Source organism: Streptomyces sp. GQ60 (assembly GCF_059758875.1).
Genome location: NZ_JCAXEG010000002.1, coordinates 146,603 through 168,003, shown reverse-complemented (window position 1 = coordinate 168,003; position 21,401 = coordinate 146,603). Strand labels below are relative to the sequence as shown.

The 21,401-nt window shown below is 73.9% G+C and carries 15 protein-coding genes; 6 read left to right on the top strand and 9 right to left on the bottom strand.

The annotated features are described in order from the left end of the window. Window positions 1-464: 464 nt before the first annotated feature. The 5 genes from AC6CKD_RS05830 (at window position 465) to AC6CKD_RS05810 (ending at window position 6,098) form a co-directional block, all read left to right on the top strand. Entirely contained in the window at window positions 465-1,484 is a 1,020-nt protein-coding gene (locus AC6CKD_RS05830) for a hypothetical protein (RefSeq protein WP_498325627.1), read from the top strand. Between the two features lie 32 nt (window positions 1,485-1,516). Then, complete coding sequence (locus AC6CKD_RS05825) at window positions 1,517-2,932, top strand: NADH-ubiquinone oxidoreductase-F iron-sulfur binding region domain-containing protein (RefSeq protein WP_498325626.1); 1,416 nt, start codon at window positions 1,517-1,519, stop codon at window positions 2,930-2,932. 115 nt (window positions 2,933-3,047) lie between these two features. After that, window positions 3,048-4,109 (top strand): SCO0930 family lipoprotein, encoded by a 1,062-nt coding sequence (locus AC6CKD_RS05820; protein WP_498325624.1) that lies wholly within the window; start codon window positions 3,048-3,050, stop codon window positions 4,107-4,109. 6 nt (window positions 4,110-4,115) lie between these two features. Continuing rightward, on the top strand, window positions 4,116-4,592 hold the full coding sequence (locus tag AC6CKD_RS05815; RefSeq protein WP_498325623.1) for a hypothetical protein: 477 nt from the start codon (window positions 4,116-4,118) through the stop codon (window positions 4,590-4,592). A 144-nt stretch (window positions 4,593-4,736) separates the two neighbouring features. Further along, the gene (locus AC6CKD_RS05810; protein WP_498325622.1) at window positions 4,737-6,098 is read left to right on the top strand and encodes a radical SAM protein; all 1,362 of its coding nucleotides are present in this window, start codon (window positions 4,737-4,739) and stop codon (window positions 6,096-6,098) included. A gap of 10 nt (window positions 6,099-6,108) precedes the next feature. On the opposite strand, the gene AC6CKD_RS05805 is transcribed toward AC6CKD_RS05810, so the two are convergent. The 6 genes from AC6CKD_RS05805 to AC6CKD_RS05780 form a co-directional block, all read right to left on the bottom strand. Next, window positions 6,109-9,516 (bottom strand): molybdopterin-dependent oxidoreductase, encoded by a 3,408-nt coding sequence (locus AC6CKD_RS05805; protein ID WP_498325621.1) that lies wholly within the window; start codon window positions 9,514-9,516, stop codon window positions 6,109-6,111. Between the two features lie 153 nt (window positions 9,517-9,669). Continuing rightward, complete coding sequence (locus AC6CKD_RS05800) at window positions 9,670-10,602, bottom strand: ABC-2 membrane transporter-related protein (RefSeq protein WP_498325620.1); 933 nt, start codon at window positions 10,600-10,602, stop codon at window positions 9,670-9,672. Next, on the bottom strand, window positions 10,599-11,477 hold the full coding sequence (locus AC6CKD_RS05795) for an ABC transporter ATP-binding protein (RefSeq protein ID WP_498325619.1): 879 nt from the start codon (window positions 11,475-11,477) through the stop codon (window positions 10,599-10,601). Before AC6CKD_RS05795 ends, AC6CKD_RS05800 begins: the two co-directional genes overlap by 4 nt. Beyond that, window positions 11,474-11,863, bottom strand: a complete 390-nt coding sequence (locus AC6CKD_RS05790) for a GntR family transcriptional regulator (protein WP_498325618.1) — start codon at window positions 11,861-11,863, stop codon at window positions 11,474-11,476. The genes AC6CKD_RS05795 and AC6CKD_RS05790 overlap by 4 nt, the downstream gene beginning before the upstream one ends. A 168-nt stretch (window positions 11,864-12,031) precedes the next feature. Then, complete coding sequence (locus tag AC6CKD_RS05785; RefSeq protein ID WP_498325617.1) at window positions 12,032-12,913, bottom strand: carbon-nitrogen hydrolase family protein; 882 nt, start codon at window positions 12,911-12,913, stop codon at window positions 12,032-12,034. 8 nt (window positions 12,914-12,921) lie between these two features. Further along, window positions 12,922-14,424 carry an APC family permease gene (locus AC6CKD_RS05780; RefSeq protein WP_498325616.1) on the bottom strand — a complete coding sequence of 501 codons (1,503 nt, stop codon included), beginning with the start codon at window positions 14,422-14,424 and terminating at the stop codon, window positions 12,922-12,924. A 147-nt stretch (window positions 14,425-14,571) separates the two neighbouring features. Between AC6CKD_RS05780 and AC6CKD_RS05775 the strand changes: the two genes are divergently transcribed. Beyond that, the gene (locus AC6CKD_RS05775; protein WP_498325615.1) at window positions 14,572-15,195 is read left to right on the top strand and encodes a TetR/AcrR family transcriptional regulator; all 624 of its coding nucleotides are present in this window, start codon (window positions 14,572-14,574) and stop codon (window positions 15,193-15,195) included. Between the two features lie 107 nt (window positions 15,196-15,302). Here AC6CKD_RS05775 and AC6CKD_RS05770 read toward each other — a convergent pair whose 3' ends face one another. The 3 genes from AC6CKD_RS05770 to AC6CKD_RS05760 all read right to left on the bottom strand — a co-directional run bounded on the left by AC6CKD_RS05770 (window position 15,303) and on the right by AC6CKD_RS05760 (window position 21,396). Beyond that, entirely contained in the window at window positions 15,303-17,132 is a 1,830-nt protein-coding gene (locus AC6CKD_RS05770) for an IPT/TIG domain-containing protein (RefSeq protein WP_498325613.1), read from the bottom strand. Window positions 17,133-17,480: 348 nt separating this feature from the next. Further along, complete coding sequence (locus tag AC6CKD_RS05765; protein ID WP_498325612.1) at window positions 17,481-18,209, bottom strand: SOS response-associated peptidase; 729 nt, start codon at window positions 18,207-18,209, stop codon at window positions 17,481-17,483. A 103-nt stretch (window positions 18,210-18,312) separates the two neighbouring features. Next, on the bottom strand, window positions 18,313-21,396 hold the full coding sequence (locus AC6CKD_RS05760; RefSeq protein WP_498325610.1) for an SGNH hydrolase domain-containing protein: 3,084 nt from the start codon (window positions 21,394-21,396) through the stop codon (window positions 18,313-18,315). Window positions 21,397-21,401 lie beyond the last annotated feature (5 nt).

The window sequence follows — 21,401 nt, the reverse complement described above, 5'->3', positions numbered from 1 at the left end:
CCGCACCACTGGAAGGGAATCTTCCGGGGATGTTCGATGCGATGGCTGTGCGAGGGCCAGAAATTATCACGTTTCGATAAATCCCGTGGAGGGCTTGCGCACCTCCACGATGCTTCTGCACTCCGGCCCCCGCTCCCGGTCGGCCCGGTGGGCCAGGCGCCCATCTCCCGCCCGCCGAGGAGCGGTTGCGACGTCGACCCCCGGGCGCCGAGCGCGAGGTGGAAGTGCTCGGGTCCGGACGTATGGGAGACCACATGCCCCTGCTCCAGCCCCGTCCGCCCGGTCGTTCGCACCGGGCCCGCCGCACGAGAGGCCGTACCCGGCGCCACGCCGGAGGGCCGTCCGGGCCGACATCGGGTCCGGTGTCGGGCCCGGTCCTCGGACCGGTCCGCGGACCGGCATCCCCGGCGGCATCCCCGACGGCGTCGACGCCGGCGACGCCGAGCGCCTCCGGCCGGCGGGCGGTGCGGCGCCCGCCGCTGCTGTCCGCCGCCGGGGGGCCGGCCCCCGCTGCCCTGGGCGCGGCGGCCCTCGCGGCCGCGGCCGCCCTGCTCGTGGCGGCCCGCGCCGGCGCACTGACCCGCCTGTGGGACTTCCTCGACCACGCGGCCGGCGTGCTCTCGCTGGTCTCCCTCACGGGCGCCGTCCTGTGGGGCCTGGCGGCCACCGACCGCAGACTGCTCGCCTCCGGGCACCGGCTCGTCGCCCAAGCCGCGCACCGCGGCCTGGCCGTCGCCGGACTCGGCTTCCTCCTCCTGCACGTGTGGATCAAGGTCGGGCGGTCCCGGACCGACGCCGCCGCCGTGCTCCTGCCCTTCACGGACGGACGGCAGCCGCTGCTCATCGGCCTCGGCAGCCTGGCCGGCTACGGGTTCGTCGCCGTTGCCGTCTCCGGCGCCGTACGCGGCACCTTCGCCACCCGGGGGCGGTCGCTGTGGTGGCGGGCCCTGCACATGGCCGCGTACCCGGCCTGGGGAGCCTCCCTGGTGCACGGGCTCAAGTCCGGTCGCCCCGCGAGCGGTTGGGTGACGGCCGGATACGCCCTGTGCCTGCTCGCCGTCGCCGGCCTGCTGGCGCTACGGCTGCGCGCGAAGCTCCGTACGCTCGCCGCCGCGCAACCGCGCACGAGGCCCGGTACGCCGCTGCGCGCAGGCCCCGCGCGACCGTTCGGCGCACCGGCCGCACCGGCCGCACCTGCCGCGCCGCCGGCCCCGCCGCCCGCCCCGTCCGTACCCTCCCGGGTGCCCGGGCAGGCGCCGCCGCACCGGCCGGCGCCCTTCGTGCGCAGGCCGGCGGAGTGGGCGGCGGAGCTGCTGACCGCGCGGCTGACCCGGCAGCGGGGGACCACGGTGTTCCCCGTCCGCCCGGAACGGGCGGCGGATCCGTCCGCCGGGCGGGCCACCGGTCCGTCCGCCGGTCCGTCCGCACGGCCGTCCGGCTCGTCGCCGCACGAGCCGCGCGACGGCGCACGGAGCGGACGGTGAGCGGCTCCGGGACGCGACCCGCCCTCGGCTGCGTGGGAGGACCCCGACTGCTGGCCGGACTCGACACCGCGGAGCGGCTGGACCGGGCCGGCCACCTGAGCGTCCACGGCGCCCTGCCCCGCTACCCCTCCGAAGGGCTCGTCGAACTAGCCGAGGGCACCGCCCTGGGCGGCCGCGGGGGAGCGGGCTTCCCCTTCGCCCGCAAGCTCCGGGCCGTCATCCGGTCCGCCAGGGGGCAGGACGGGCGCAGCGCCGTGGTCGTCAACGGGACCGAGGGCGAACCGAGTTGCCTGAAGGACGCCGCCCTGCTGCTCTACGTGCCGCACCTCGTGCTCGACGGCGCGCTGGTGGCCGCCGCCGCCCTCGGCGCCGAGGACGTGGTCGTCGGCGTCACCCGGCCCGACGTGGAGCACTCGCTCACCGAGGCCGTCGCCGAACGGGGCCAGGCCGGGCGGCGCGTGCGCGTCGTCCGGCTCCCCGAACGCTTCGTCACGGGCGAGGGAACCGCCCTCGTGAACGGCCTGGACGGCGGGCCCGCCCTGCCCTCCGGGCATCGTACGCGGACCAGTGAACGGGGCCTCGGCGGCCTGCCCACGCTGCTGTCCAACGCGGAGACGTACGCACAGCTCGCCGTCGCCGCCCGCCTCGGCGCGCCCGCGTACGGCACGGCCGGTCTGCCCGACGAACCCGGTACGACCCTGCTGACGGTGGCCGGGGCGACCGTCGTCGAGGTACCCCTGGGCACGTCCCTGGAGTACGTACTGGACCTGTGCGGCACGGTGCCCGGACAGGGCGTGCTGATCGGCGGCTTCCACGGCCGCTGGCTGGACCCGGCGGCGGCGCGCGAGGCGCTGATCTCCCGGACGTCGCTGGCGGCCTACGACGCCGTACTGGGCGCGGGCGCGGTGCTGCCGTTGCCCGAGGACACGTGCGCGGCGGGCGAGGTCGCCCGGGTCACGCGCTGGCTGGCACGGGAGTCGGCGGGCCAGTGCGGCCCGTGCGTACGGGGGCTTCCCTCGCTCGCCGACGCCGTGGAACGGCTCGTGGCCGGCGGGGGAGGCGCGGCCCTCGACGCGGTGCAGGCCCGGATGCGGGGGGTGCGCGGCCGGGGAGCCTGCTCCCACCCGGACGGCACGTCCTCGTTCGTGGCCTCCGCGCTCGCCGTCTTCCCCGACGAGTTCCGTGACCACGCGCTGGGCAGCGGCTGCGGACGCCGTGTGCTGGGTGCCCTGCCGCTGCCCGCGGACGAGAGCCCCGAACGCCTCGTCGTGGACTGGACGTTGTGCAGAGGGCACGGCCTGTGCGTGGACCTGCTGCCCGATGTGGTCCGGCTCGACGAGGACGGATATCCGGCCCGCGGCGTCATGCCGGTCCCCGGACCCCTGCGGCCGAAAGCACTGCGCGCGGTGCGCCGTTGCCCGGCGCTCGCGCTCCGCATCCAGGAATGAGTTCACGCTTTGGCGTGATCTGACAAATTCCCGCGCCATCGAATGCGGCGGCCCCCGCGGCCCTTATGAATATCCCGACGGACGCACGACGAATGGAAAACCGAAGGAGACGACCATGGGCAACAGGAGCCGGGCGACCACGGCCGCCGGATCGGTGCTGACGGTACTTCTGCTCGCGTCGGGATGCGGCAGCGGTGAGGGCGGCGCCCGTACGGTGACCGTCCGGGCGGCCGGAGCGGAACGGGCGGTGGGCCACGGCGCGGGGTATGGCGAGGGCCTCGGTGAGGGGGCGGAGGCGGATACGGAAGCGGAGGCGGGCGCGGACGGCGGGGCGGGCGCGGGCCCGGACTCGACCGGCGCGGACGCGGACCCGACCCCGGCCGGCAAGCTGTCGGTCCGGGAGATCCCCGAGGTCGGCAGCGTGGTCACCGACGCGGCGGGAGCCACGCTCTACCGGTTCGACAAGGACACCGCCCAGCCGCCCCGGTCGACCTGCGTGGACGGCTGCGCCACCCTCTGGCCCGCAGTACCGGCCGACGGGGCGCAGGCCCCGGCCGGCATCGACGCGGGATTGCTCGGCTCGGTCGGGCGGCCCGACGGCACCCGCCAGCTCACGCTCGCGGGGTGGCCCGTGTACCGGTACGCGAAGGACACCAGGCCGGGCGAGGCGAAGGGCGAGGGCGTCGGCGGCACGTGGCACGCGCTGGCGGCGGACGGCAAGAAGGCGTCAGACGGCAAGAAGGCTGCGGACGGCAAAAGGGCTGCGGACGGCGGGGAAGCGGCGGACGGCGGCCCGGCGGGCGCCGGAAAGGAATCCGCGCCGCTCGCCACCGTGGACGACGCGAAACTCGGAAAGATCATGGTGGACGCCCAGGGACGCACCCTCTACCGGTTCGGAAAGGACAGCGCCTGGCCGATGAAATTCGGCTGCCTCGGTTCCTGCTTGAATACCTGGAAACCGGCCGCACCCGTGGAAAGGGAAAAGGCGGTCGGAATCGCCGCCGGCCTGGTCGGCTCCGCGGAACGCTCCGACGGAACCCGCCAATTGACGATCGACTGCTGGCCGGTCTACCTCTTCACCGGAGACACCGCACCCGGCCAGACCAACGGGCACGGTCTACAGGACCTCTGGTTCGCGGTGAACGCCGCGGGCGAGAAGATCCCGGCGGCGGGCTGACCGGCCGTGCCCGACACGGCACCCCGGGCACCCCGGGCGCACCGCGCGATCGCCGTGCTCGCCACCCTGCTCTGCGTCGGCTGCACGGCGGGCGCGGGCGGCGGGGGCGGAGTGGGCGGAGTGGGCGACCCGGGCAGCGCGGGAACAGCCGGCGGGGGGCGAACGGCGCCCGCGCCCCCCGCCCCCGAGCCGCTCGACCGGATCGCGGCGGCCCTGGGCTGCACCCCCGAGGTGACGGTCGACGCCCAGGAGGTGCGCGAGGGCGCCTGCGCCGTGGGCCCACACGCCTTCCGGCTGGTCACCTTCAGCACGGCGGAGGGCCGTGCCGCCTGGCTGTCGGAGTCCCGGCAGTACGGCGGCACGTACCTCGTCGGCGAACGCTGGATCATCACGGCGCCCTCGGCTGACGCCCTCACCCGGGCCCGGGCCGGCCTCGGCGGAACCCTGGACTCGGCCCCCGCGCACCACGCCGCTCACCGGTGACGGAGACGGCGTGGATCCCGCCGCCGAGGAGGCGCTGCGCCGGGGGCCGGGCGCCCTGATTACAGTGAGATCACCGTCGTGCCGCGCGGAACGCCATGGGGGCGGACCGCCGCGGCCCGGCAAGAGCCTGGAATGGAGCCGCAGATGGAGAGTCCCAGCCGTACCGCGCTGATCGAGGACCTGATGGGGCGCTTCCCGCACGTGCCCCGGGAAGCCGTGATCAAGGAAGACCTCCTGCGGGGCGGCATGGCCTTCGACGAGTCCGCGCTCAGCGGAGGCGCCGACGGGGCTTCGGGCGACGTCAAGCCGAAGTCGTACTTCATCTTCTCCTTCGACCACCGCACCCTGCCGGAGCTCGGCGCCGCCGCGCTGAACCGGCCCCCCGAGGAGATCGTGCTCACCGGCGGCCCGTACGAACTGCGCCGCACCGTGGTCTCCGTACGGGTCAACCCGGACTCCCCGTACGTGGTGCGCGGCGGTGAGGACGGTGCGCTCGGCCTGTACCTGGACGGCGTACGGATCGCGGACGTCGGCCTGCCGCCGATGCCGGAGTACTACCGGCACAAGCTGTCGAACGGCAAGTCGGTGATGGAGGTCGCGCCGACCATCCAGTGGGGCTACCTCATCTACCTGACGGTCTTCCGGGTGTGCCAGTACTTCGGCGCCAAGGAGGAGTGCCAGTTCTGCGACATCAACCACAACTGGCGCCAGCACAAGGCGGCCGGCCGCCCCTACACCGGCGTGAAGCCGGTCGACGAGGTGCTGGAGGCCCTGGAGATCATCGACCGCTACGACACGACGGGCATCTCCCGGGCCTACACCCTCACGGGCGGCTCGATCACCTCCCAGGTCGGCGGCCGTGACGAGGCTGACTTCTACGGCCAGTACGCCAAGGCCATCGAGGAGCGCTTCCCCGGCCGCTGGACCGGCAAGGTCGTGGCGCAGGCCCTGCCCCGCGACGCCGTGCAGCGCTTCCACGACTACGGCATCAAGATCTACCACCCCAACTTCGAGGTGTGGGACGAGCGGCTGTTCCAGCTCCACTGCCCGGGCAAGGAGCGCTACGTGGGCCGCGCCGAGTGGCACCGCAGGATCCTGGAGTCCACCGAGGTGTTCGGCCCGCGCAACGTGATCCCGAACTTCGTCGCGGGCATCGAGATGGCCGAGCCCTTCGGGTTCACCAAGGTGAGCGAGGCGATCGCGTCGACCCAGGAGGGCCTGCGGTTCTTCATGTCGCACGGTGTCGTCCCGCGCTTCACCACCTGGTGCCCGGAGCCGACGACGCCGCTGGGCAAGGCCAATCCGCTGGGCGCGCCCCTCGAGTACCACGTCCGCCTGCTGGAGACCTACCGGGCGACGCTGGAGGAGTTCGGCCTGAGCTCCCCGCCCGGCTACGGCCCGGCCGGTCCCGGGCGCGCGGTGTTCTCCGTCTCCTCCTTCATGGACAGCCTGGAGGGGCTGGAGGAGAAGGAGGAGAAGGAGGAGACGGCGAGCGGCACCCTCTGACAGGTTCGGCTCAGAGGTCGAGCACCAGGTCCGAGGTCGGCAGGGACTGACAGGTGAGGACGTCGGTGTCGGGCAGGTCCTCCGAGGGCGTCACCAGGTGGGCCGCCGTGCCCCCCAGCACGGTGCAGGCACAGCTCTCGCACTGCCCGACCCGGCATCCGCTCGGCATCGCGACTCCGGCGGCCTCGCCGAGGGCGAGGAGCGGGCCGTCGTTCTTGCGCCAGGTGGCGCTGCGTCCGGACCGGGCGAAGGTGACGGTGTACTCGGCGTCGTCGGGGACGGTCACCTCCCGCCGTGCCGGGCGGAACTTCTCGCTGAACACCTCGAAGCGGGGGACACCGCGCGCGATCAGGGCGCCGGTGAGGGCGTCGAGCATGGGCTGTGGTCCGCAGAGGTAGAAGCGGGCGCGCCGCTCGACGAGGCCGGGGTCGATGTCGTCGACGGAGATGAGCCCGGCACGGTCGTAGTCGCGGCCGGGGACCTCGTCCGTTCCGGGGGCGGCGTAGTGGTCGATGACCCTCAGCGCCGGTATGCGGGCGGCCAGCTCGCGTATCCGGTCCCGGAAGGGATGGTCGGCCGCGTTGTCGTTGCCGTAGTGCAGGACGACCTCGGGGACCGTGCCGCCGGTGGACGCGAGGGTTTCGAGGTAGCTGAGGAACGGGGTGACGCCGATGCCGCCGGCGAGCAGCACGACCGGGTGGTCGGTGTGCGTGGGGACGGCGAAGACGCCTCCCGGGCTCGCCAGGTGGAGCCGGTCGCCGACCCGGAGCCCTTCGTGGACCCGGGTGGAGAAGGAGCCGCCGGGGATGTGGCGTACGGCGATCCGGTAGTCGGTGCGGCCGGCCGAGAGGCCGGGGCCGGTCAGGGAGTAGCTGCGGCCGTCCGACGGGTCCTGCACGGTGCCGTCCGGGTTCTCGGCGCGGACGGTCAGGTGCTGGCCCGGCCGGTAGTCGGGCAGGGCTCCGCCGTCCTGCGGGGCGAGTCGCAGGCCGCGTATGCCGGGGCTCACCTCGGTGAGGGCCGTGACGGTGAAGGGGCGGGTGCCGAGCCAGGTGCCGTCACCGGCTACCGGGCTGATCCGGCAGACGGCGGAGCGCAGCGGCGCGGACCCGCTGAGGGGGTCGGTGTCGGTGTGGTCGACGAGCCGGTTGAAGTTGCTTCCCGAGGGGCCGGTCGGGTCGGCGCCCGGGAGGGCGAGGTCGGTGGCCTCCTGCCACCAGCCGTACTCGCCGACGACGACGGAGGGGTGGAGGGAGTCGTCGAAACGGGCGCGCAGCCGGATCGAGCCGAGGCGCGTGGTGAGTTCCACCCACTGGCCCTCGCCGATGCCGTGGGCGGCGGCGGTCCGGGGGTGCAGGTCCACCGAGGGGTCGGTGGCCCGGCGGCGCAGCGAGGTCAGCGACCGCTGCTGGCTGTGGACGAAGTACCCGTGCTTGGCGCAGGTCAGCACGAGGGGGTACGCGGCGTCCGTGGGCGCGGGGTCGCGGTGCTCGGGCACCGCCGGGTATCCGTGCTCCAGCAGCCGTTCGGAGTACAGCTCGACGCGCCGGGTGGGCGTGGCGAAGCCCGTCACGGTGTCCGCGTCGCCCGCTACCGGGGCGGCGTACGTGCGGTAGGCCTCCTTGCGGGGCACCCGGACGCCGCCCGGCTGTCGGCGCAGCTCCTCGACGGTCAGGCCGAGGGGTTCGAGCTGCCAGTTCCAGGCGGCCTCGATGTGCCCGTCGAAGAACTCCGCTCCCATGCCGAGGCGGCAGGCGAGGTCGAAGACGAACTCGGTGTCGCTGCGGGACTCGCCCTGCGGCTCCACCATCCGGGGCCGGAGCTGTACCTGCTCCTGGGCGCGGTGGCTGACCTCGAAGCCGAAGCGCAGGGCCTCGTGCTCGTAGGAGCTGTTGACCGGCAGGAGGATGTCGGCACTGTCGCTGGTCGGGTTGGGGAAGAGGTCGAGGTGGACCTGGAAGTCGAGCGCGCCCAGCGCCCGCGCGGTGCGGTCGGAGTCGGGCTGGGCGACGACCAGGTTGGACCCGAAGCCGACGAGGGCGCGGACGGGGTAGGGGCGGCCTGTCTCGATGGCGGTGCACAGGTCGCCGGAGTTGATGTAGCCGAAGGCGGGCGGGCCCAGCGGGTGCTTGTCGAGACCGAGGGCCTTGGCGCGCTGTCCGGGGGCGAACTGGGCGAACGACGCGGCCGGGTTGTAGGGCGGGGCGGGGACGATGTGGTTGCCGCCCGGGGCGTCGTAGGCGCCGGTCAGCGCGTAGAGGGTGGCCAGGGCCCGCTCGGTCTGCGCGGCGTTCGCGCTCTGCCCCACTCCGGTCCACCCGTAGTAGGTGACCGACGGGGCGGCGGCGATCTCCGCCGCGAGGGCGCGGACCTCCCGCTCGGGGATCCAGGTGGTGGCCGCGACCCGGGCCGGCGGCCACGCCGCGCAGGCGGCGGCGTACCGCTCGAAGGCGGGCGCGCAGTCGACGACCGAGCCGTCGCGGAGGGTGACCGCCCGCGTGCCGCGCAGCGCGAAGCGCTCCGGGCGGTCGGCGGCGCGTGCGGTGTCGTACGCCTCGGCTCGGCCGGTCTCCTCGTCGAAGACGGCGAAGCCCGTGCGCTCCTCGAATGCGCCGGGAAGCTCGTTCGCGCGCAGGAACCGTCCGGTGTCGGCGCGGACGAGGAGGGGGCCGTTGGTCCAGGCGCGTACGAAGTCCGCGTCGTAGCCCTCGTCGGCGATGAGCAGGTGGGCGAGGCCCAGGGCGAGCGCGGCGTCGGTGCCGGGACGGACCCGAAGCCAGTGGTCGGCCCGCAGCGCGCTGGTGGAGCGGCGCGGGTCCACGACGGCGAGCTTCGTGCCGGCCGCCTGGGCGGCGGAGAGGGCGGAGGACTGGGCGAGCCAGGTCTTGGCCGGGTTGAAGCCCCACAGCAGGGCGAGGTCGGCGTTCGCGTAGTCGGGGGGCGGGATCGGCGAGCCGAAGGTGAAGGCGTGTGCGAAGTCCTTGTGCCAGTTGCAGATCTCCGCGCTGTACACCGTGTTGGGACTGCCGAAGCGGCGTACGAAGCGCTCGATCCATTCGGTGGCGTCCGACACCATGGTCCCCGAAGGCGTGGCCACGGCGAAGGCCACCGATTCGGGGCCGCTCTCCGCGGCGATCGCCCCGATCTTCTCGGCGATCTCCGCCATCGCCTCGTCCCAGGAGACGGGCACCCAGCCCGGGTCCGGGTCGGACTTGGGATTGGTCCGGCGCAGCGGGGTGGTCAGCCGACCCGTGCTGTGCGCGATCTCGGGGGCGGAGCGGCCCTTGGGGCACATCGCCGTGCCGGTGGGATGGTCGGGGTCCGGTCGCACGCCGGTGAGCCGGCCGTCCTCGATGGTGAAGATCGCGCCGCAGCGCGACTTGCAGAGGGTGCAGAAACCCCTCTTCTCTTCGGACACGACAACCTCCTGAGCTCGCCGACCTCCCTCCATTGGACAGTCCGGTGTACTGCACTGACCAGCGACGATGGTCGCGAGCGGAGCACCGGAGGACCCGCCCGGCCGGGACCTTGGCCCCGGGCCGAACGGGTCGTCGCGCCGCTCACGGGAGGTTCAGGGGTGTCGTGCGTGCACGAGGCGGAAGGCGGCGTAGAGGACGGCGGCGGCCAGGGCGAGCACGATGGAGGTTTCGATGAGCTGGGTCGGCCAGTGGTGCGAGGTCGGGTGGAAGTCCACGTACCGGGCTGTGACGTTCAGGTCGGCGGGGCAGCCGTACACCTTCTGCGTCCGCTCGAAACAGGCGCTATCGGAAAGACGCTCGCCGGCGGCGGTGAGCAACCCGGTGTCCATCATCAGGGCAGAGGGCGGTATGAGGAGGTGCGAGGTGCCCGGGAAGGGCACCGTCTTCGTCACCACGGGCAGGAAGGACCAGCGCAGCGCGCCGAGGACCAGCAGCACGAGGCCCGTGAGGAGACCGGTGAGCGCCATGGCGACCAGGGTCCGCCGGACCAGCTGCCCCACCAGGGCGCCGAGGGCCACGCCGAGCAGGCAGTACCCGATGAGCACCGGACCGGCGGCCTCGTAGGGCCCGCGGTCGGCCCAGTGGAGCTGCCAGGTCCCGCTCACCCATGGCCAGCCCAGGCGGTAGATCCCGATCAGGGCGACTGAGCCGAGCACCGAGACCGCGGCCGCCACGAGGACCTTCGAGCCGAGCCATGCCTTCGCCGTGGTCGACTGGGTGAGAGCGAGCCGCCAGGTCCCGCTTTCCAGCTCGCGGGCGACCATCGGGCCGGCGACGAAGGCTCCCACCAACAGCGGTAGGAACATGATGCTGTTGCCCGCGTACTGCATGGCGAGCCGGAGCAGTTCCCGACTGTAGTGGTGGGCGATCACGTCCGTCCGGTCCGCGTCCGGACCTTTGCTCCACTCGAGCACGGCGATCACCGCGATGAGGCTCGCGGCCAGGAGAGCGAGCACCGCCCACAGCACGCGCCGGTGCAGGCGGACCGTGACCCAGTAGGTGCCCTTCAGCATCGAGGTGCTCATGCCTGCACCTCCCCGGTGGCGTCGACGGCGAACGCCGCGGCCTCGGGCGCACGCAGGTGGGCGAGCAGGAGTTCCTCCAGGGACGGGTGGGTCGTCTGCCAGACGGCGCTGTCGACGGGACCTCGTGGCCGTACGAGCGCCGTGAGATGGCGGCCCGTCTCACGGGCCTCGACGACGGTGTGCGCCGAGAGTTCGTCGCGAGCGGCGGCGGGGCCGGTGAGCAGAAGGTGCGCCGCGCCGACCTCTTCGATGGGGCCGGAGAGGCGGATCCGGCCTCCGTCGACGAGGAGCAGGTGGTCGCAGGCGCCCTCCAGCTCGGTGAGGATGTGCGAGGACATCACGACGGAAGTGCCGTGCTCGGCGGCGTCGGCCATCAGCGTGCCCATGAGCCGGTGCCGGGCGAGCGGATCGAGGTCGGCCACGGGCTCGTCGAGCAGGAGCAGGCTCGGACGTTTGCCGAGGGCCAGGGCCAGGGCGACCCGGGTGCGCTGCCCGCCGGAGAGCGTACGGACCTTCGCGCCGTGGTCGAGGTCCCCCGCCTCCACGATCCGCTCCGCCGTACGCGCGTCCCAGCGGCCCGGGTTGAGCTCGCGGCCCATGCGCAGGGTCTCGCCGACGGTGAGCTGCGGGTAGAGCGGCTTCTCCTGCGCCACATAGGCCAGTTCCTCGCGCCGCACCGAGCGGAGGTAACCCTCCGTCGGCGACAAGAGCCCGGCCGCGATGGCCAACAGGGTGGATTTTCCGGCCCCGTTGGGCCCAACGAGTGCGCAGATACGGCCTTCGGGCAGTCGGAAGGAGCAGTCGCGCAGCGCCCACCTTCCCCGGCGTCCGTAGCGCCGGCCGAGGCCGTCGGCCTCGATCACCGTGTGCGTCATGCGTGTTCGTCCCCCTCGAAGTGCTCATCCAGTACGGCCGAGAAGAGCGCGGCCGCGTCGTCCCGCTCCATCCCGGCATCCCGTGCCCGCAGCGCCCAGTCGGCGAGTTCGGCGCGCAGCGGGGACTGCGCCGGAGCGCCGCCCAGGGACTTGCGGATGAAGGTGCCCTGGCCCCGCTTCGCCTCGACGAGCCCCTCGCGTTCCAGCTCGCGGTAGGCCTTCAAGACGGTGTTCGGGTTGATGGCGGTGGCCTCGACGACCTCGCGCGCGGTCGGCAGCTTGTCGCCCGGTTCCAACAGGCCCAGTCGCAGTGCCTGTTTGGTCTGCTGGACGATCTGCAGGTACGTGGCGATGCCGCTGCGCCGGTCGATGCGGTACTCGAGCACGACAACACCACCCTTTCACTAGGCAAGTAGTGGAAGGGTGGTGCAGAGGGGAACCTCTGTCAAGCCGTTCTCCGGTACCTCACGCGAAGACGGGGTCCGGAATCGAGCGGCGACGAGCGGGATCACGTACCGGCCGGTCGAGAAGGTGCACCGCCGGTCTCCTGGCCGTTACGCGGTCCCGTCCTGGAGCCACTGCGGTGTGCGGAAGGCGGCGCCGCCGTACATCGGGAGGGCGATCGATTCCCCGTACCGGGCGAGCTGGTCCCAGGGCCGGTTGATCCCGGTGGAGCCGTAGCGGCGGACCCGGGTGACGGTGTCGAGGTCCAGTACGTCGACGAGCACCTCCTCGCCGGGGCCGGCCTGCTGGCGGACGGTGCCCTCGGGGTCGACGATCGCGCTGCCGCCGACGCCGGCCGGGTCGGCGGCGTTGACGTTGACCACGTACACCTGGTTGGTCCAGGCGTTGGCGCGGGCGCAGACGAGTTCCATCTCCCGGTCCCGGGTGGGCGTCAGGGTGGGCTGTATGACGATCTCCGCTCCCAGCCAGGCGAGTTGGCGGACCGTCTCCGGGAAGGAGCCGTCGTAGCAGATGGCCAGGCCCGCCCGCCCGATGCCGGGGATGTCGAAGACCGTGAACTCGTGGCCGGGCCGGGCCTTTTCGTACGGCTGCCAGGGGAAGACCTTGCGGTAGCGGGCGACGATCTCCCCCTCGGGAGACACCGCGATGGCCGTGTTGTAGACGTGTCCGTCCTCCGCGCGCTCGTAGAGGCTCCCCGGGACCAGCCACAGCTCGGTCTCCCGGGCGAGGGAGCAGATCCGGTCGGTGAGCGGTCCGGGGATCGTGACGGCTGCCCGCTCCATCCAGTCGTCGGGCGCGGGGCGCAGCAGCGGGCCCTCGGCGGCGAGCAGCAGTTCAGGGGCGATGACGAGCTGGACGTGCGGGAAGAGCGCGCGCGTGGCGCGGACCTGGTCGCTGAAGCGCTGGAGGCTCGCTTCCAGGTCGTGGGCCACGGGCGTGGTCTGCAGGGCGGCGATGGCGAGAGTGCGCATGGGCGTGGTCAGTCCTCGGTGATGGTGAGCGCGGCGACCGACGTGCGGCCTTCGCGGAAGAAGCGGCGGAAGCGGGCGCGGGCGATCAGCAGGGCCAGGGCGCCCGCGGCGATGGACCCGGCGCCGAGGAGGAAGACCCCGCCGACTCCGTGGAAGGAGGTGCTGCCGTATGCGGGGTCGTACATGTCGTAGGCGCTGCGGACGAAGGCCGCCAGCATCAGGGCGCCGCCCAGCAGGGGCAGGACGCCGCGCAGCAGGAGGTCGCGCGGGGAGTCCCGGAGCCGCTTGCGGAAGTACCAGACGCAGGCCAGGGCGGTGGTGCCGTAGTAGCAGGCGATGAGCAGACCGACGCAGAGGATGGCGTCGCCGAGGAAGTCGCCGGAGACGAGCGTGAAGAAGACGAGCAGGCAGGCCGCCGCCGTACCGATGAGGAGGGTTCCGGAGGAGGGGGTGCGGTGGCGCGGATGGACGCGGGCCAGGGCGGGCGGCAGGGCTCCGTGGGAGGACATGGACAGGGTGGAGCGGGAGCTGCCGACGACGCAGGTGAGCAGCGCTGAGACGGCCGAGACGCAGACGGCCAGCTGCATGGCCTTGGCCAGGGCCGTGCCCAGTACGGGCGGGGCGAGGGTGCTCAGCACGTCCGCGGCGTTGTCGGGGTTGCCCAGGCCGACGCCGTCGGGGCCGGTGCCGGCGAAGCCGATCGCCGCGAAGGCGGTGAACAGGTAGGTGCCCAGCAGGATGACCGTCGAAAGGACGGCGGCCTGGCCGGAGACGCGCTCGCCGTCGCGGGTCTCCTCGTTCGCCGTGATCAGGGCGTCCCAGCCCCAGTAGATGAACAGGCACAGCAGGACCGCCTCGGTGAGGGACCCGAGGTCGGCGAAGGCGAAGGGGTCCAGCCAGGAGAGGGAGGGGGTCGCGGCGCCCGTGCGGCCGAAGGCGGCCACGCCGAAGCCGAGCAGGGCGAGGAGCTGCAGACCCAGCAGTACGTACTGGACGGAGGCCGCGAGCTGCAGGCCCCGGTAGGCGATCGCGGTGACGGCGGCCAGCAGCAGGACGGCGGTGACCGTCACGCCGGCGGAACTGTCGGCGAGGGTGTGCAGGCCGAGGAAGTGCAGCAGGTAGCCGGCACCGACCTGGGAGAGCGCCGTCATCGCGATGAGCGTGGCGCACAGGGGCACCCAGCCCCCGGTCAGCCAGCCGGTCCGCGGCCCGAAGGCGCGAGTGGTCCACACGAAGGTGGTCCCGCAGTCGGGCATCTCCCGGTTGAGCTCGCGGAAGGCGAAGGCGGTGAGCAGGACGGGCAGGAAGCCGAGCAGCAGGGCGGCCGGGGCCAGGTCGCCGACGGCCAGCGTCACGAAGCCGAGGGTGACGGCGATGCTGTAGGCGGGCGCCACGGACGACAGCCCGAGGGTGACGGAGGCGAGCAGGCCCACGGAGCCGCCGCGCAGCCCTTTGCCGACGGGGACGGGCGCCGGCCCGGTTCTGGCCCCGGTGTCGGTCGGGTTGGTCATGATGCCTCCTGGGGGCCGCAGGTGTGGTGCGCAGAGGGTGAGACACTGCGTTAAACGCAGATTTAAGACCGGGCTTCCTGGACCGTCAATAGTGTGCGCGATATTGTTAAACCTAGATTTAGATAATCAACCCCTGGAGGAGATGGCGTGGCAGCCAGGAAGGGGACCGGCAAGGAGAACCGCCGGTCCGAGCTGGGCAAGGCGGTGGAGCGCGCCGTGCTGGTGCGCGGACTGGAGGGCCTGCGGCTGCGCGATGTCGCGGAGCAGGCCGGGGTCACGCCCGCCGCGGTGCTCTACTACGGCGATCTGGACGCCCTCGTCCACGCCACGTACCAGCAGGCCATCGAGCGCTACAGCCAGGAGCGCGAGGAGGCCGCGGACCGGTTCGACGACGCCCGCGACAAACTGCGGGCCTGCATCGACCACGGCGTCGCCGGCGGCCCCGACGACGCGCTGACCCGGCTGCTCTTCGAGTACTGGCCGCGCTGCCTGCGCGACGCCCGGGCGGCGGCCCTCGACAGTGCGTTGACGGAGCGCCAGATCGCCGTGTATTCCGGAATCTTGGTGCTCGGCCAGGCCCAAGGGCACTTCCTGCTCCAGGACCCGCCCCGGCTGCTCGCCGCGAACTTCGTCGCCATGGAGGACGGCTACCAGATGGAGGTCCTCGCCGGGCGGCGCACGCGCGCCGAGGTGATCACCGCCCTGCGCTCCTACGCCCGGGCCGTCACGGGGCACGAGCTGACCGGCGGGGAGTCCGCCGACCCCTCCTGAGCCCGGCCGGACGCGCCGCCGGCCCGCCTCGTCACGAGGCGGGCCGGCGGCGATCGGGTGGGCGCACGCCGTCCCGTCGGGGCCCGGTGTCGAAAGGCCGCGACGGGTCAGGGGCAGGTGGCCAGGAGGACCGAGACGACCGTGCAGCCCGCGGTCGCGCTGTCGTTGAGCGGGTTGGGGTCCGCCGGCGCGGACACCGTACGGGTGGCGGAGACCGTGACGCGCCCCAGCGAGAGCAGGCCCAGCGGCACCCGGAACGTCTTGCCGGCGGTGGCGCCGTTGGCGATGGCCCCGTAGGCGCAGGCCACGGTGGACCCGACGGCCGTGCAACCCGGGGACAGGGCGGTGGCGGACGCCCCCGGCGGCAGGGTGGCGGTGAGCGTGGCCGAAGTGACCGTACCCGGACCGGTGTTGCGGGCCGTCAGGGTGTAGGTGAGGTAGGGGACGAGCAGGCTGAAGCCGGGCTGTGCGGTCAGGTCCACGTCGATGTCGGCGGGCGGGAGCTGGTACGTGTACCGGCCCGTGCCGGTCACGGCGCTGGTGCCGCCGGGCGTGGTGACCCGGACGTCCACGGGCCCCGCGGCGTGGGCGGGCGCGGTGGCGGTGCAGGCCGTGGGGGTGCAGGAGAGGCCGGTGGCCGCGTTGCCGGCGCCGAAGGCGATCGCCGTGGCGCCGTCCAGGCCGGTGCCGTTGACGGTGACGACCGTACCGCCCTCCGTCGTGCCGGCGGCGGGGCTGAGCGAGGTCACCACGGGGACGGGGACGTAGGCGTACCGGCCGCCGGGGGACGGGGCGCTGGTGCCGCCGGGGGTCGTGGCCTGTACGTCCACGGTGCCGGTCCCGGCCGGAGCGGTGGCGGTGCAGGAGGTCGCCGTGCAGGTGGCGCCGGTGGCGGGGTTGCCCGCACCGAAGGTGAGGACGGCGCCCGTCAGGTTGGTGCCGGTGACCGTCACTGCCGTACCGCCACCCGCGGGTCCGGCGGCCGGGCCGACGGCCGTGATCGCGGGCGGGAGGGTGAAGGCGAACACGATCCGGCCGTCACCGGCGTTGGCCCCCTCGGTCAGGGCGACGGTCGAGCCGGGAACCGTTCCGGAGACCAGGCTCGACCCTCCGCCGCCTCCTCCTCCGCCACCACCGGTGGCTCCGTATCTGCCGCCGCCCCCGCCCCGGCCTCCGCCGCCGTACCCGGCTCCCCCTCGCCCTCCGGCGCCCGTCGGGCTGAACACGCCCTGGGCGGCGGAGCCGCCGGAGCCGTTCGGGTAGGCGCCCGGGGAGCCGTTCGGGCCCTCGTTGTCCGCGCCGGGCCCGCCGGTCCCCGCGACTCCGCCGGCCGTGTCGGTGCCCGGGCCGCCGCCCGTGCCGCCCTGCGCGTCGGGAACCAGGCCGTTGCCGTCGGCGCCCGCCCGGCCGCTGTCACCGCCCGCCGCTCCCGGGTAGGCGGGGGAGCCGATGCCCGCTCCGCCCGCCCCGCCGCCCGAACCGGCCGTCAGAAGAGGTGCGTTGGCGGCGGTGGTCACCGCGACCAGGGCGCCGCCGGATCCGGGCACACCGAACTGCGGGCTCGCCGTGCCGTTGGCACCGCGCCGGCCGACGGTCACGTGGAAGGTCTGCCCGGGCGTGGCGGGGACGGTCGCGGCGAGGTGCGCGCCCTTGCCGCCGACCGTGCCATCGGCGGCGTTGCCGCCCCCGGCGCCGTCCAGGGTCACCACACCCGTGGAGACTCCGTCGGGCACCGTGACGCTTCCGGAACCCCCCGCCGAGCAGGTGATCGTGGTGGTGGAACCCACCAGGACCGGGGCCGCGCACACCCCCTCCGCCGACGCCGGGGGCGCCAGCACCGTCAGGCCGCCCGCGGCCAGCGCCGAGGACGCGGCCACCGCCAGCAGCCGGCGCCGCCACCGGGTGCGCGGTCCTTGTAACACAGCAGTCGAAGACATCGAAGTCTCCCCCCTCTCGTCTCCGCCCGGCGGCGGTCGGAGGCGAATGCTCCCGGGAAGCCGCGGCCGGACGCTCCCGTACGACGCACCGGAGCGCAGCTTCGTCCGGCGCTGCCGCCCGTTCGCCGGTATTCCAGGGCCCGTTGGAGGACGGCGGCCCAGTGATACCGGCGGAAGCATCGCAGCGGCCGGGGCACGGCGGGCACCGAATGCCGGATCGTCCCGCCAAACCGCAGGAAACCCTGAAATCGACGCCCTCGCTCGTACGGATGTCCCGGAGGATGTGAGGTTGCCCGCGTGCCGGGTTCCCGGGTTGACCGCGTGCCGGGTTGCCGCGGTACGCCGTCGTCAGTCGGTGGGGTCGATGAGGTGGGGGCCGTTGTTGCGGACGCTGTTGACGGCGGTGGAGACCGGGGCCACCGCGAGCCGTCCGTCGGCGGGGGTGTGGAGCAGGGCGCGGAGATCCGTCGTGTCCTCGTGGGACGGGTCGAGCCAGGCCTCGTAGTCGCCGGGGTCGAGGGCGAGCGGCATCCGGGGATGGATGCGGCCCGCCGCGTCGGTGGCCTCGGTGGTGATGATCGTGGCCGTGGTGAGCCAGGCGTCCGGGTCGTCCCCGTCGGCGACGGCGGGGTCGCGCCAGAACTCGTACAGTCCGGCCATGGCCATGACGGACCCGGTCTCGGGCCGGATGAAGTAGGGCTGTTTGTAGGCCTTGGCCGTCCCGGTCGCGGGTACGGCGACCCACTCGTAGAAGCCGTCCGCGGGCAGCAGGCACCGGCGCTTGGCCAGGGCCCGCCGGTAGGCCGGCTTCTCGTGGACGGTCTCCACCCGCGCGTTGATCATCCGAGACCCCACGGCCGGGTCCTTGGCCCAGGACGGCACGAGGCCCCACCGCACGGGACGCAGTTGCCGACCGAGCTCCCCGGTGTCCCGGTCGGCGCGCTCCAGGACCGCCCACACCTCGTCGGTGGGCGCGACGTTCCACGAGGGCCCCGGCGCCGGACCGGGACCGAGCCGGGCGTCGAAGAGGCCCGCGAGATCTTCCGGGGCCCGGGAGGAGGCATATCGACCACACATGCCTCCACTGTCCCACGCCCCCCGGGCGGGTAGGGAGATTGCTCCCGTCAGCCCGTCAGCCCGTCAGCCCGTCAGCCCGTCAGCCCGTCAGCCCGTCAGCCCGTCAGCCCGTGACCCCGTGACCCCGTGACCCCGTCACCCCGGCGGCCTGGCTGGAGACGGCCACGTGGTCGACCCGCATGGGGTGGCCCGGTTCGGTGTCCGGGCTCGGGACCGCGCCGTCGGCGAGCGGGAGGCTTCCGCCGATGGCCACGTTGAGGATCAGGAACAGGCCGTGGTCCACCGCCCGCTTCCAGGTGTCCGGGTCCATCCCGGAGGCGGCCACCCGGTGGTGCACGCGGCCGTCCAGGTACCACCGCACTTCCTCGGCGCCGGGGGAGAGGTCGACCTCGGCGGCGTACGTGTGGAACCCCGTACGGCAGTCCGCGCACGGCTGCGGGCCCGAGCTCAGGCCCGCCGGTTCCCGGCAGGGGCCGCCTTCGAGAGTCCCGCAGTGCATGGTCGCGAACACGCTGTCCCGCCCGTTCACGGACTCCATGATGTCGAGCTCCCCGATGCCCGGCCAGCCCGTGTACCCGTCCCGCAGCGGAGCCCCGAGGGTCCAGAAGGCCGGCCAGTAGCCCGCCGCCCCGGCGCCGGTCACCCCGGGCAGGGCGATCGCGGCCTCGATCCGCAGGGTCCCGCCGGGCGGCGGCGCGAAGTCGGAGCGCCGGGTCTCGATGCGGCCCGAGCTCCATACGCCGTCCGTGCGGGTGGGGACGATCTCCAGTGCGCCCTTGCCGTCGAGGCGGACGTTGTCGGTCGAGTCGGTCATCGTCTCGATCTCACCCGTGCCCCACTGGGCCGCGGGGCATCCCGGGTAGCAAGTGCCGGTGTCGTGGAGCCAGTTGACGGACGACGGCGGGCTGCCCGCCGGACCGTCGAATTCGTCCCGGAACACCTCGGTCCACCCCCCTGGCCGTGCCTTCCCGGATGCGGACCCCGAAGCGGCCACGACGGGCAGCGCCCCGGAATCCGTGAGCAGCCGTTCGAGCCGGGCGGTCAGGACGACGACCGCCACGTTGGTCAGGTGGGCGTCGTCCCGGTAGAGCAGGATGCGGTCGAGGACGGCCGGGCAGGTCGGCCCGTCGCCCGGGCACAGGATCGGGTTCACGCTCACGGCGCTCACGCCGGGCAGGGCGCCGGCGGCGATCAGCCGGGCCAGCGGATCGGGCTGCCGGGCGTTCGTACGGCTGAACGCGCAGGCGGCGGGCTCCTCCGGGCTGCCGGAGACGCACGCGGGGACGTCCGAACCCGGTACGGGGGTGTCCTCGATGTAGACGACGGGCGCACCGATCGCCCGCAGGGCGTCGAGGGTCTTCTGCCAGCCCTCGGTGAGGAGTCCGGAGTCGGCGGTGTAGCGGTTGAGCGAGGAGATCACGATGAGCCGGGGCTTCGGCTGCTGCCGCAGCCGTTCCAGGGTGTCGGCGCGCCAGGCGTCGCACTCCCGGTAGGCGCGGCCGAGCTGGGGACTGTCCACCGACAGCTGCGGCAGGGGGCAGCCCTGCTTCACCAACTCCTGGAGGGCCCAGCCCCGTTGCGAGGCCATGGCCAGCATCGCGGAGAACCACTGGCCGGCGTGCGAATCGCCGAGCAGCACGATCCGGTCCGGGCTGTCCACCGCCCCGAACAGGCAGTCCGGGCTGCGCGTCACGGCCGGTGCCACTTCGCAATCCCCGTCCGGCGGGAAGTCCTTGCGCGCCTGCGCGGGACCCGGCACGATCGGGCCGGCCGCCGGCGGCGCCGATCCCGTACGGGCGAGCAGGTGCGGCCCGGAGGCGGCGCCCGGGGGCAGCCCGCCCAGGTGGACCGGCGTTGCCGGACCCAGCAGGTTCAGCGTCGTGGTGCCCACCACGAGCGCGAGGACCACCGGCAGCACCACGGCCGTGATGCCCACCGACAGCCCGCGGCGCGGGAGTTCGGAGACCGTGCGGCTGCGGCGCAGCGGCTGCTCTACCCAGCGCATGGTGGCGTAGGCGGGCAGTGCGGCGGCCAGCGTGAGCGCGGCCTTCACCGGCCAGTCCTGGGCTCCGAAGCGGGCCTCGGCGAGGACGAGCACCGGCCAGTGCCACAGGTAGAGGTTGTAGGAGAGCCGTCCCACCGCCCGGGGACCCCGCCCCGCGAGCAGTCGGCCGATCCCGTAGCCGCCCGGCGCGTCGCGCTCGCCGCGGCCGGGGATCGCGGCGAGGATCACGGCGGCCGCCCCCAGGGTCGGCACGAGGGCCGCGTGGCCGGGGTAGGGCGTTGCCGCGTCGTACGCGAAGACGCTCCAGACGATCGCCGCGCCCCCGGCCCAGCCGCACAGCAGCCGCAGCGGGCGCGGGCCGCGCAGGAGGTGCCAGGGCAACAGCGCCACCAGCGCGCCGACGCCGAACTGCCAGACCCGCGAAGGCGTGGCGAGGTACGCGAGCGAGGGGGAGGCGTCAGTCCAGCGCAGCGACAGCGCGAACGACCCGAGGACCAGCGGTACGGCGGCCAGGGCCACGGCGGCGCGGACGGCGCGGCCACGGCGTACGGCCCGGACCGTGCCGAGCACGATCAGGGCGAGCAGCGGGGCCCAGACGAGGTAGAACTGCTCCTCGACGGCGAGGGACCAGAAGTGCAGCAGCGGGCTCTGCTCGTGCCCGGCGGCGAGGTAGTCGGTCCGCTGCGCGACGAACCGCCAGTTGGCGGCGGAGAGCGCCGCCGCGACCACGTCGTGCTCCAGGTCGGCGCGGCGCAGCGGTACGGTCAGCCAGGCCCCGGCCAGGGCCACCGCGCCGAGGACGACCGCGGCGGAGGGCAGGAGCCGGCGGGCCCGCCGGGAGAAGAAGTCCAGGAGCCCGATCCGGCCGGTCGTGATGGCCTCCCGGACGAGCAGGCCGGTGATGAGGTAGCCGGAGACGACGAAGAAGACGTCCACGCCGACGAATCCGCCCGCGACCCCCGGAATCCCGGCGTGGAAGGCGAGGACCGCGACGACGGCGAGGGCGCGCAGCCCCTCGATGTCGGGCCGGAACGCCGAACGGTGCGGGCTGGGCCCGGACTCGCCGCCGGAGCGCGCCGGGGAAGCCGGAGGGCCGGGCGGTGGGGTCGCGGCGCGCGGGCGGTCGCGCCGCGCGTCGGGCGTCAGCGAGGACGGATCGGGGGTGGGCACGGGGGAGTGCATGGTGG